This is a genomic window from Pseudomonas sp. Z18(2022) (assembly GCF_036346535.1).
Taxonomy (GTDB): Bacteria; Pseudomonadota; Gammaproteobacteria; order Pseudomonadales; family Pseudomonadaceae; genus Aquipseudomonas; species Aquipseudomonas yamanorum_A.
In genome coordinates, this window is the sequence record NZ_JAOTOA010000010.1 from 25413 (window position 1) to 37059 (window position 11647).

11 protein-coding genes and 1 pseudogene are annotated in these 11647 nt (G+C 62.5%); 5 read left to right on the forward strand and 7 right to left on the reverse strand.

The window, feature by feature from the left end:
* Positions 1-7 precede the first annotated feature (7 nt).
* Both V3W39_RS19695 and V3W39_RS19700 read right to left on the reverse strand, forming a co-directional pair.
* The gene (locus tag V3W39_RS19695) at positions 8-1978 is read right to left on the reverse strand and encodes a MacB family efflux pump subunit (protein ID WP_330213160.1); all 1971 of its coding nucleotides are present in this window, start codon (positions 1976-1978) and stop codon (positions 8-10) included.
* Positions 1979-3151: an efflux RND transporter periplasmic adaptor subunit gene (locus V3W39_RS19700; protein ID WP_330213161.1), complete on the reverse strand. Its 1173-nt coding sequence runs from the start codon at positions 3149-3151 to the stop codon at positions 1979-1981.
* 222 nt (positions 3152-3373) lie between these two features.
* Here V3W39_RS19700 and V3W39_RS19705 point away from each other — a divergent pair, with 222 nt between their 5' ends.
* The 5 genes and pseudogenes from V3W39_RS19705 to V3W39_RS19725 all read left to right on the forward strand — a co-directional run bounded on the left by V3W39_RS19705 (position 3374) and on the right by V3W39_RS19725 (position 7603).
* The gene (locus V3W39_RS19705) at positions 3374-3904 is read left to right on the forward strand and encodes a sigma-70 family RNA polymerase sigma factor (RefSeq protein ID WP_330213223.1); all 531 of its coding nucleotides are present in this window, start codon (positions 3374-3376) and stop codon (positions 3902-3904) included.
* 127 nt (positions 3905-4031) lie between these two features.
* The gene (locus V3W39_RS19710; RefSeq protein ID WP_259198881.1) at positions 4032-5369 is read left to right on the forward strand and encodes a lysine N(6)-hydroxylase/L-ornithine N(5)-oxygenase family protein; all 1338 of its coding nucleotides are present in this window, start codon (positions 4032-4034) and stop codon (positions 5367-5369) included.
* Positions 5370-5400: 31 nt separating this feature from the next.
* Positions 5401-5487 (forward strand): annotated as a pseudogene (locus V3W39_RS19715) (outer membrane lipoprotein carrier protein LolA); the annotation flags it as partial.
* Positions 5488-5552: 65 nt separating this feature from the next.
* Complete coding sequence (locus tag V3W39_RS19720; RefSeq protein ID WP_330213162.1) at positions 5553-6773, forward strand: putative DNA modification/repair radical SAM protein; 1221 nt, start codon at positions 5553-5555, stop codon at positions 6771-6773.
* A complete protein-coding gene (locus V3W39_RS19725) occupies positions 6770-7603 on the forward strand; it encodes a TIGR03915 family putative DNA repair protein (protein ID WP_330213163.1) in 834 nt (277 codons plus the stop codon). The genes V3W39_RS19720 and V3W39_RS19725 overlap by 4 nt, the downstream gene beginning before the upstream one ends.
* A gap of 114 nt (positions 7604-7717) precedes the next feature.
* Here the strand turns inward: V3W39_RS19725 and V3W39_RS19730 are convergent, their stop codons facing one another.
* From V3W39_RS19730 to V3W39_RS19750, 5 genes are all read right to left on the reverse strand, one after another.
* Positions 7718-8215 (reverse strand): Lrp/AsnC family transcriptional regulator, encoded by a 498-nt coding sequence (locus V3W39_RS19730; RefSeq protein WP_177040846.1) that lies wholly within the window; start codon positions 8213-8215, stop codon positions 7718-7720.
* Between the two features lie 12 nt (positions 8216-8227).
* On the reverse strand, positions 8228-9073 hold the full coding sequence (locus V3W39_RS19735; protein ID WP_256352359.1) for an ABC transporter ATP-binding protein: 846 nt from the start codon (positions 9071-9073) through the stop codon (positions 8228-8230).
* Positions 9074-9076: 3 nt separating this feature from the next.
* Positions 9077-9790 carry an ABC transporter permease gene (locus V3W39_RS19740; protein WP_008434490.1) on the reverse strand — a complete coding sequence of 238 codons (714 nt, stop codon included), beginning with the start codon at positions 9788-9790 and terminating at the stop codon, positions 9077-9079.
* On the reverse strand, positions 9787-10488 hold the full coding sequence (locus tag V3W39_RS19745) for an ABC transporter permease (RefSeq protein ID WP_010166737.1): 702 nt from the start codon (positions 10486-10488) through the stop codon (positions 9787-9789). The genes V3W39_RS19740 and V3W39_RS19745 overlap by 4 nt, the downstream gene beginning before the upstream one ends.
* A gap of 180 nt (positions 10489-10668) precedes the next feature.
* Positions 10669-11448 (reverse strand): ABC transporter substrate-binding protein, encoded by a 780-nt coding sequence (locus tag V3W39_RS19750; RefSeq protein ID WP_010166754.1) that lies wholly within the window; start codon positions 11446-11448, stop codon positions 10669-10671.
* Between the last annotated feature and the right edge of the window lie 199 nt (positions 11449-11647).

Consider the following 11647-nt stretch of genomic DNA (forward strand, 5'->3'; position numbering starts at 1 on the left):
AGGGCGATCATTCACTGGTAAGGGCCTTGACCGGGTCAAGTCGGGCGGCTTTGCGGGCCGGCATGAAACCGAAGATAACGCCGGTGACGAGGGCGCAGAAGAAGGCTCCCAACGCGGCCGGAATCGAGAAAGCGACGGCCACGTTGCTCAGGATCAGCACACCGCCCACCAGCAGGGCGAGGCCAATGCCGGTGACGCCGCCGACCACCGAGAGCATCACCGCTTCAGTGAGGAACTGGCGCAGGATGTCCCGCTGCCGTGCGCCGGTGGCCATGCGAATGCCGATTTCCCGGGTGCGTTCGCGCACGGTCATCAGCATGATATTCATCACCCCGATACCGCCTACCAGCAACGAGATCGCGGCAATCGAGCCGAGCATCAGTGACAAGGTATTCTGGGTGCGTGCCTCGGCCTGGATCATCGCGGCATTGTTGGTCAGTTCAAAGTCGTGCTTGCCGTTGTGCAGGCGCAGCAACAACTGATTGATAGCCTGTTCGGCGTCGTGCACGTTGCGCGCGTCGGCGGCGGCAATCACTACGTATTCGGGGTTATAGCTGCCGAACAAGCGCACGCTGGCGGCAGAGTAGGGGATGGCGATACGGTCGTCGCTGTCTTTGTCGCCGGAGCTGGCGCCTTTTTCGGCGAGCACACCGACCACCTGGAATGGAACGTTTTCGATCAGGATGTATTGCCCGATCGGGTCGGCCACATCCTTGAACAGCTTGTCGCGTACCCGTTTGCCGATCACTGCCACCGTGGCTCCGGCGCGCTCGTCGGCCTCGGTGAAGTAACTCCCCTCGACCACTGGCCAGTTGAAAATGGCCGGGAAATTGGTGTCATTGCCACCGACATACGCCATATGGTCGACGTTGCCAAAGCGAACGCCGGCCTCTGCGCCGTTAACCGGCATGATGCGCTTGAGCTGAGGCAGGGCCGCCAGGGCGGCCACGTCGTTGAGGGTGATCACGCCGGGTGGTGTGCGCGGGTTGGGCGCCGACCCGCTGACGTAGAGGATATTGGAGCCGAAAGCGCCCATCTGCGCCATCACCTGGCGCTTGCTGCCTTCGCCCACCGCCAGCATCACCACCACCGACGCCACGCCGATGATGATCCCCAGCAGCGTCAGCGCCGTGCGAAAACGGTTGATCCACATCACCCGCCACGCGGCTTGCACGGCATCCAGCAGCTCGGCTTTCCAGGCGCCGTTGTGCTCGGCGCCATCGGCCAGGCGCTGGCGCAGGTCCACGGCTTGCAAGGCGCCCGAGATGGCCACGGGGGGCGTCTCGCTGGTGTCGGCAGAGTCGCTGATGATCAGCCCGTCGCGGATCTCGATGATGCGATTGGCCCGCGCCGCGACTTCGCGGTCGTGGGTGATCAGGATGACCACGTGGCCCTGGCTGGCCAGTTCGTCCAGCAGGGTCATGACCTCGGCGCCGCTGTGGCTGTCGAGGGCGCCGGTGGGTTCGTCGGCGAGGATGATATGCCCGCCGTTCATCAACGCCCGGGCAATCGACACCCGCTGTTGCTGGCCGCCGGAAAGCTGGTGCGGGCGGTTGCCGGTGCGCTCGGCCAGGCCCAGGCGCGTGAGCAGGGCCTTGGCGCGGGCATGGCGTTCGGCGGCGCTGATGCCGGCATAGATCGCCGGCATCTCGACGTTTTCCTGGGCCGAGCCGGATGGGATCAGGTGATAGCCCTGGAACACGAAACCGAAGGCCTCGCGGCGCAGCCAGGCGAGTTCGTCGCTGTCGAGCCGGGCGACGTTTTCCCCGGCGAACAGGTAATCGCCCTCGGTGGGGCGGTCGAGGCAGCCGAGGATATTCATCAGCGTGGATTTGCCGGAGCCGGAGGCGCCGACAATCGCCACGAATTCCCCGGCATGGATCGCCAGGTCGATGCCGCGCAGCACATCAACCTGCGGCGTGTCGCCGCCGCCGTAGGATTTGCGGATGCCCTTGAGTTCGATCAGTGGGGTCGACATTCAACCTCCGCTGCCATCGGCCGGGCCGATCAGCAGGTGATCGCCTTCGTTCAGGCCTTCCAGCACCTGGACCCGCAGGCGGTCGCTGAGGCCCAGGCGGATTTCGCGTTGCTCGATGCTGCCGTTTTTCGTCACCACACGGGCGATCTGTTTGTCGCCGCCGACGTGACCTTGCAGGGCAGCGACCGGTGCGGTCAGGGTGTCCCGGGCCTGGCCGGCGACGAAGAATACCTGGGTGGTCATTTCCGCCATCAACGCGTTGTCGGTGTTGTCGACATCCAGCAGCACCGTGTAAAGCACCACTCGCCCGGTGCCGCTTTTGCTGGCGCTGCTCGGGCTGCCACCGCCCTGGCTGGTTTCGTTGAGCGGCTTGGGCGGGATTGGCAAAATCTGACGCACGGTGCTGGTCCAGCGTCGGCTGCCGCCGCTCAGGGTGGTGAAGTAGGCCGTCATGCCGGGTTTGACATGGCCTATATCGGCTTCCGAGACTTCGGCCCATACGGTCATCGGCGAAAGCTTGGCGATCCTCAGAATCAGCGGGGTTTGTTGCTGGGCGTTGAGGGTCTGGCCCTCGCGGGCGTCAACGGCGACCACAGTGCCGCTCATTGGCGCATAGATGCGCGTATACCCCAGCTCGGCCTCGTCACTGCGCAGGCTCGCCTTGGCCTGGCGAATCTGCGCCTGGAACATCTCGACCCGAGCCTGGGTGGCACTCAGTTCGGCCTTGGCGGTTTGCACGTCTTCTTCCCGGGTGGCGTTACCGGCCTCCAGGCGCTGCTGGCGCTGGTACTTCTGGCGGGCCAGTTCGTGTTGGGCCCGTTGCTCCTGCAACTGGGCCTGCAGGTTTTCGATGGCATAGCGGCTGGCATCGAGCTTGGCTTTTTGTGTCGAAGGGTCGATCTCTACCAGCAATTGGCCTTCCTTGACCTCGGCACCGGCCTCTACGTGAATCTTCTGGATTTGCCCGGACGCCTGCGCGCCCACGTCGACATAACGCCGGGGTTGCAGAGTGCCCAGGGCCGTGACGCTGCTTTCGATATCGCCACGCGTCACGGTGACGGTCGCCAGCTTGTCCCGGCCCGGCGGCAGGACCTGCCAGGCAGCTAAAGCGATGACGGGGATCAGGCACGCGACCACAAGCAGGGCGCGTCGGGCAGGTCGAGGACGTTTCATGCAGAGTTCCAGCCAGGAAAGATCGGCCCGCAGGAGCGGGAAGCTGACAGGTAGACGAGGAAATTGCCCCGGGATTTAGGCCATTACATATGCGGTTACAGGTGTGGGCAGACAAAATAATTGCCTGGCGACGCAAGTCTTGTTTAAAACTAGATGAGAATTACTATAAATTACACGTGCCTCAAACTGCCATCATCGGGCTGCATCACCGAATCGGCCGTTATCTTCGTACTCAAAGGACCTAATGCCGCCTCCAGGCGGTCGGGAGTCATGTTGGAAAACTACTATCGCGAGCTGGTGTGTTTCCTCAACGCCAAGCTGGGCAACCGTCAGGTGGCCGAAGATGTGGTGCATGACGCTTATGTGCGGGTGCTGGGGCGTGCCAGCGAGGTCCCGATCGAGCAGCCCCGGGCGTTTCTCTATCGCACGGCGCTGAACCTGGTGATCGACGGTCATCGACGCAACGCCCTGCGCCAGGATGAACCCCTGGAAGTACTCGACAGCGAGGAGCGTTTTTCGCTGTCTTCGCCCCATCACTGCCTGGACCACGGCCAGCGCCTGGAAATGCTTGAGCGCGCGCTGGCCGAGTTGCCGCCGCTCTGCCGTGACAGTTTCCTGCTGCGCAAGCTCGACGGCCTGTCCCACCTGCAAATCGCCGGGCGCCTTGGTATTTCCCGCGCGCTGGTGGAAAAACACATCGTCAATGCCATGAAGCATTGCCGAGCGCGCATGCGTGAGTGGGATGCGCACTGATTCCAGCGCCAGCTAAATTTTTTTTCATTGTCCTCGTCTCCTATCAACACACGACCTGTTGCTGTGCCTTCAGGTCTCTGAGGCTTTCCCGCCCCACTGCCACGGGGCTTATCCAGAGGACACTGGAATGACACAGGCAATTGCATCGCCCGCCGTTCACGACCTGATCGGTATCGGGTTCGGCCCCTCGAACCTGGCGCTGGCCATCGCCCTGCAGGAACGCGAGAAAGCCCAGGGCAAGCTGGACGTGCTGTTTCTCGACAAGCAGGCCGACTACCGCTGGCATGGCAACACCCTGGTGACCCAGAGCGAATTGCAGATTTCCTTCCTCAAGGACCTGGTGACCCTGCGCAACCCCACCAGCCCGTATTCCTTCGTCAATTACCTGAAAGCCCACGGCCGCCTGGTGGATTTCATCAACCTGGGTACCTTCTATCCGTGCCGCATGGAGTACAACGACTACCTGCGCTGGGTTTCCGGGCAGTTCCAGGCGCAGAGCCGTTATGGTGAGGAAGTGCTGGCCATCGAGCCGATCCTGCATCAGCAGCAGGTCGAGGCGCTGCGGGTGATTTCCCGGGATGGGCAGGGCGAGCAGCATGTGCGCACCACCCGTTCGGTGGTGGTCAGCGCCGGCGGCACGCCGCGTATTCCCGAGTCCTTCAAGGCGCTCAAGGAGGATGGGCGGGTGTTCCATCATTCCCAGTACCTGGAGCGCATGGCCCAGCAGCCGTGTGTGGACGGCAAGCCGATGCGCATTGCGATCATCGGTGGCGGCCAGAGCGCGGCCGAGGCCTTCATTGATCTGAACGACAGCTTCCCGTCGGTGCAGGTGGACATGATCCTGCGTGGCTCGGCCCTCAAGCCTGCGGACGACAGCCCGTTCGTCAACGAAGTGTTCTCGCCGGAATTCACCGACCTGGTGTTCCAACAGAACGGCAGCGAGCGCGAGCGCCTGGTCAACGAGTACCACAACACCAACTATTCGGTGGTGGACCTGGACTTGATCGAGCGCATCTACGGGATCTTCTACCGCCAGAAAGTCTCCGGCATTGCCCGTCACGCGTTCCGCACCCTGACCACCGTGGAAAAAGCCACGGCCGGGCCGCTGGGCGTCGAGTTGGCGTTGCGCAACAACGCCACTGGCGAGACCAGCCTCAACCACTACGACGCCGTGGTGCTGGCCACCGGTTACGAACGCCAGATGCACCGTCAGTTGCTGGCGCCGTTGGCCGACTATATGGGCGACTTCGAAGTCAGCCGCGACTATCGCATCGTCACCGACGAGCGCTGCAAGGCCGGCATCTACATGCAGGGCTTCAGCCAGGCCAGCCATGGTTTGAGCGACACCTTGCTGTCGATCCTGCCGATCCGTGCCGACGAAATTGCCGCGTCGCTGTACGAGCACGACCGCAACCGCGGCAAGAGCCGTTCGGTGCAGGACCTCTTACTGGCGACCGCTAGCTGAGGACCGCCCACTGCCCACTGTAGGAGCGAGCTTGCTCGCGAAGGTCGCCAACGATAACGCTGGCATCCTGATTCAACGCGGCGCTCTCAGGTTTTTCGCGAGCAAGCTCGCTCCTACAGACGGCACTGGAATTGGCGCGCAGCTGCTGATACTGTACAAAAAACCAGTATCGGTAGAAGCCCCATGCAGTTGATCGAAAAGCTCAGCATCCTCGCCGACGCCGCCAAGTACGACGCGTCCTGCGCCAGCAGCGGCGCGCCCAAGCGCAGCTCGGAGGGCAAGGCGGGGCTGGGTTCCACCGATGGCATGGGCATCTGCCACAGCTACACGCCCGACGGTCGCTGCGTATCCTTGCTCAAGGTATTGCTGACCAACTTCTGCCTCTACGACTGCCAATACTGCGTCAACCGCCGCTCCAGCGACGTGCCCCGTGCACGCTTCAGCCCGGAGGAGGTGGTGACCCTGACCCTCGATTTCTACCGGCGCAACTGCGTCAGCGGGCTGTTTCTCAGCTCCGGCATCATCCGTTCGGCCGACTACACCATGGAGCAGTTGGTGCGGGTGGCCAAACTGCTGCGCGAAGAGCATGACTTTCGCGGCTATATCCACCTCAAGACCATTCCCGAAGCTGACCCGGCGCTGATTGCCGAGGCGGGGCGCTATGCCGATCGCCTGAGCGTGAACATCGAGTTGCCGACCGACAAGAGCCTGCAGATCCTGGCGCCCGAGAAGCAGATTTTCTCGATCAAACAGGCGATGCAAACCATCTACACCGGTGAACAGACCGTACTCAACGAACCCCGCGCACCACGTTTTGCGCCGGCGGGGCAGAGCACGCAGATGATCGTCGGCGCCGATGACACCGACGACAGCACCATCCTCCACAGCGCCGAGGCGTTGTACGGCAACTTCAAGTTGCGCCGGGTGTATTACTCGGCGTTCAGCCCGATTCCCAACAGCCCGAAAAGCGTGCCCCTGGCCGCGCCACCGTTGATGCGCGAGCACCGCTTGTACCAGGCGGACTTCCTGCTGCGCAGCTACGGGTTCAGCGCCAATGAACTGTTCGAAGGGCCAGGTGACCTGGCCCTGGATATCGACCCGAAACTGGCCTGGGCTCTGGAGCACCGCGAGGTGTTCCCGCTGGACCTGAACCGCGCCGAGGCGACGCTGATTGCGCGTATTCCCGGGATCGGCCTGCGCACCACCCAGCGGCTGGTGGACCTGCGCCGCCAGCGCAAGATCCGCTTCGAAGACCTGGCGCGCATGCGTTGTGTGCTGACCAAGGCCAAGCCGTTTTTCATCACCAGCGACTACCACCCGCAGCAGGCGGAAAGCACCAGCGTGCTGCTGCGTGAGCAACTGCGGGATCGCCCGCAGCCGCAGCAGATGGGGCTTTGGGGATGATCAGCCTGGAGTGCGACAACCTTTTCAGCACTTGGCGCGAACAGGCGCGCTGGTTGCTCAGCCATCAGATTGACCCAAGCCATGTGAGTTGGGGCATGGCCGAGGTGGCGGACCTGTTTGCCACCGACGAGCAGTACCCGGCCGAGTGCGGGCCGTTCCAGGCGCGGATTCCCAAGGCGCTGCTGGAGCTGCTGGAGTCTGCCGCGTGTTATCACGGTGAGCAGCGCTGGAGCCTGCTGTATGAGGTGTTATGGCGCGTGAGCCATGGTGATCGCACGGCGATGATGTCGGGTGACAAGCTGGGCAGCGAGTTGCAGCGGCGGATCAAGCAGGTGCAGCGCGAGGCCCATCACCTGCATGCGTTTGTGCGGTTTATCGCATTGCCGGCGGGGGCGGGGATGGAGTTGCCGGAGTATGTGGCCTGGCATGAGCCGGCTCACGATATCTTGAAGGTGGCCAGTCAGCATTTTGTCGGGCGCATGGGGCGCCATCGCTGGATGATCGCTACACCGCTGGATGGGGTTTATTACGATGGGGAGCAGTTGATTCACCAGCGGCAATGCCCGGTGGAATGGCAGGCGTTGGCGCAGAATGTCGAGGATCCCCACAGTGCGATGTGGTTGACGTATTACAGCCATATCTTTAACCCGGCACGGTTGAATCCCAAGGTGATGGAAGGGCACTTGCCGAGCCGGTTCTGGAAGAATCTGCCGGAGGGCAAGCTGATTCCGGGGTTGATCAGCGAAGCGCGTACGGGCAAGCAGCGGGATGGGCAGGCGAAGATGATTGGGGCCAGGCCGGGCAAGAGAATCTCAAGCGGGCACGGTTAATGTAGGAGCTGGCTTGCCAGCGATGCAGGCGGCTCGGTATTTCAGTTAGACCGAGGTGATGCTATCGCCGGCAAGCCAGCTCCTACAGTTGATCTTCGGTGTTTCGGGGTAGGTTCAGGCCAGTTCAGTCGCGGTGTTTTTTACGACCGCTAACTCCGGATGTGCCACCAATTTATCAATGTGCAATTCGTCGTTGTTCAACCAGGTTTCCGTCAGCACCCGATAGTGCTCCATGTCCCGGCAGCGCATGCGCAGGCTGTAGTCGAACGGCCCGCTGATCAACTGGCATTCGAACACTTGCGGGCAGGCTTTGACGCAGGCCTCGAAGGCCTTCTGCGCCGAGCGCCCGCTCTGGTTGGAGAGGGCCACCAGCACCAGCAGTGACAACCCCGGCGAAACCATCTGTACATCGATGATTGCCCCATACCCCCGGATCACCCCGCGTCGCTCCAGTTTACGCACCCGTTCCAGGCACGGCCTGGGTGTCAGGTGCACCAGCGACGAGAGTTTTTCGTAGGTGATGCGCCCCTGGTGCCGCAACACGTCGATGATGGCTTCATCGATGCGGTCCAGCACAGGGGAGGCGTTCGATCCGGTGGCCTTGGTATCCATGGTGTGTGGTGTTCACTTCAATCGGTTGGAAAGAAATTGCTGCAGGCGTTCGCTGTTCGGCTGGTCGAGGATTTCCGCTGCGCCTTGTTCCTCGACGCGCCCCTGGTGCAGAAACAGCACTTGGCTGGACACCTGCCGGGCAAAGCCCATTTCGTGGGTGACCATGAGCATGGTACGACCTTCCTCAGCCAACGTCTGTATGACTTTAAGGACTTCTCCTACAAGTTCAGGGTCGAGGGCCGAGGTGGGTTCGTCGAACAGAATGATCTCCGGTTCCATCGCCAGGGCCCGGGCGATGGCCACCCGCTGTTGCTGGCCGCCAGACAGGAATGCCGGGTATTGATCCGCCACGCGGCCCGGCAGGCCGACCTTGTCGAGGTACATCCGTGCGCGTTTTTCCGCTTCGGCGGCGCTCACCCCCAGCACCCGGCGCGGGGCCATGGTGATGTTTTCCAGCACGGTCATGTGGCTCCACAGGTTGAAGTGCTGGAACACCATGGCCAGGCGGGTGCGCAGGTTCTGCAGTTGCGCCTGGTGCGGCGCGCGGGTGCCGGCGCGGCCTTGCTGCATTTCGATGCTGATGCCGTCCAGGGTGATGACCCCGGCGTCCGGCTGTTCGAGGAAGTTGATGCAGCGCAGCATCGTGCTTTTGCCGGAGCCGCTGGCGCCGATCAGGCTGATCACATCGCCATTGCGTGCGTTGAGGGAGACGCCCTTGAGCACCTCATGGTCGCCATAGCGTTTGTGCAGGCCTTCGACCTGGAGTTTGACGTTGGCGTTTTCGGCCACGGCCACCGGTTTGGCGGCCGGGCGTACATCGGTGGGATAAGCGGCCAGGGCCTGCGCGGACTGAGTCATGGGTTAGCCTCGGGTAGGAACAAGAAAACGCATCCAGCGACGTTCGGCCAGTCGAAACAGGCCCACCAGTGCAAAGGACAGCAGCATGTACAGCAGGGCCGCGATGCCGAAGGCCTGGAACGTCAGGAACGTCTCGGCGTTGGCGTCGCGGGCCACCTTGAGGATGTCGGCGATGGTGGCGGTGAACGCCAGGGAGGTGGCGTGCAGCATCAGGATCATTTCGTTGCTGTAGGCCGGTAATGCGCGACGCAGCGCGGCGGGCACCACCACGAACAGGTTCAGGCGCCAGCCGTGCAGGCCGTAGGCCTTGGCCGCTTCAATCTCGCCGTGGGGGATGTTGCGAATCGCCCCGGCAAAGATTTCCACGGTGTAGGCGCAGGTGTTCAGCACAAACGCCAGCAGCGTGCAGTTCAGCGCATTGCGGAAAAACTGGTTGAGCAGGGCGTTGTCCTGCACCACGTCCAGGCCATAGAGGCCGGTGTAGCAAATCAGCAACTGGATATACAGCGGCGTGCCGCGAAACAGGTAGGTGTAGACCTCCACCGGCCAGCGAATCCAGAAGTGCTCCGACACCCGCGCGATGGCCAGCGGGATCGACAGGAAGAAGCCCAGCACCACCGAGATAATGAACAGCCACAGGGTCATGGCCACCCCGGAAAAGCCGTTGCCGTCGGTGAACAGGTAGGCCAGGCCGTATTGCTGGATCAGTTCGATCATCGCGCCATCCCCTTGATGCCCACGTTGTAGCGCCGTTCCAGGCGCTTGAAGATGCGGTTGGAGAGAGTGGTGATCACCAGGTACACCAGGCCCGCGAGGATCAGGAAATACAACGGGTCGTTGGTGGTCTTGCCGGCGTTCTGTGCGGCCTTGACCAGGTCCGACAGGCCGATGATCGACACCAGTGCCGTGGACTTGAGCAGCACCAGCCAGTTATTGCCCAGGCCCGGCAGGGCAAAGCGCATCAACTGCGGGAACAGCACCAGGCGAAAGCGCTGCCAGCGGCTCAGGCCGTAGGCGGTGGCGGCTTCCAGCTGGCCGGCGGGCACGCTGAGGATCGCCCCGCGAAAGTTCTCGGTGAAATACGCCCCGTAGATAAATCCGAGGGTGATGACGCCGGCGGTGAACGGGTCGATTTCGAAGTAGGCCCAGCCGAGCATTTCGCTCAGGTCGTTCAGCCACAGTTGCAGGCTGTAGAAAATCAGCAGGATCAGCACCAGGTCCGGCACGCTGCGAATCAGCGTGGTGTAGAGCGTGGCCGGAACCCGCAGCAGCTTGACGCTGGACAGCTTGGCGCCGGCGGCGATCAGGCCCAGGGACAGGCTCAGCACCAGCGCCAGGAACGCCAGCTTGACCGTCATCCAGGCACCCTGAGCCAGCAGCGGGCCGAAGCCTTGCAAGTTGAGGAATTCATTCATGGAGGGGAGATCTCTGTGGGGTGAAACAACGCATCTCTAACTACCCCCCCCGTAGCAGCTGTCGAGCGCCAGCGAGGCTGCGTCAGGCGCGCCTCGGTACCTTGCTTGGCTCGAGGGCTGCAGTGCGGCCAACGCAGCCTCGCTGGCGCTCGACAGCTGCTACGGGGGGGGGCGTTGTTTTTACTCGTTGTAGATGTCCTGATCGCCGAAGTATTTCTTCTGGATCTGTGCGTAGGTGCCATCGGCCTGGACGGCGGCGATGCCTTTGTTGATCAGCTCCACCAGGTCCTTGTCGTTCTTGCGCAGGCCCATGGCGATGTCGAGCGGCAGGGTCGGGTCCTTGAACGCCGGGCCGGTCTTGAAGTCGGCACCTTCAGGCTTGGACAGGAAGTTGAGCTGGGCTTCGAGCTTGTCGGTCAGGGTGGCGTCGAGCCGGCCGTTTTGCAGGTCGGCGTAGTTCTGTTCCTGGGACTGGTACGCCTTGATCTGCGCGCCAAGCTTGGCCAGGTGCGCACGGGCGTAGGCTTCCTGCAGCGAGCCTTGCAGCACGCCGACCTGTTTGCCTTTCAGGGATTCGGGGGTGTCGCCGAAGTCGGCGCTTTTGCGGGTGATCACCGAGGTCGGGCTGAGGAACAGGCGGTCGCTGAAGTCGATGACTTTCTGGCGGGCCGGGGTCACGGCCATGGAGGACATGATGGCGTCGAACTTGCGCGCGCGCAGGGCCGGGATCATGCCGTCGAATTCGTTGTGGACCCATACGCATTTGACTTCAAGCTTGGCGCAGATGGCGTTGCCCAGGTCGATGTCGAAGCCTTGCAGGCTGCCGTCGGCGGCGACCGATTCAAACGGTGGGTATTCGGGGAAGACCCCAAAGCGGATTTCTTTCCATTCCTGGGCCTGGGCAGCGGTGGCGGCCAATGGCAGGAGCAGCGCAGCGAAAAGTGATCGGAGCGGAGTCATGTGTATTCCCTATATTTTGTAATTGATGTCAGGGCAGTAGAAGGTGCTGCTGGTGCATTCATTTGCTGACTCTTGGGTCGCGCTCAGAATGCTTCATGATGGTGCGTTTTTTGTGTCGTTTACCCCCGCTGCGGCGCGCGGTATGTGCTGTTAAAACGCGGGCCGCAGCAGAAACGGCTGCGGAACCCGCTGAATCGGC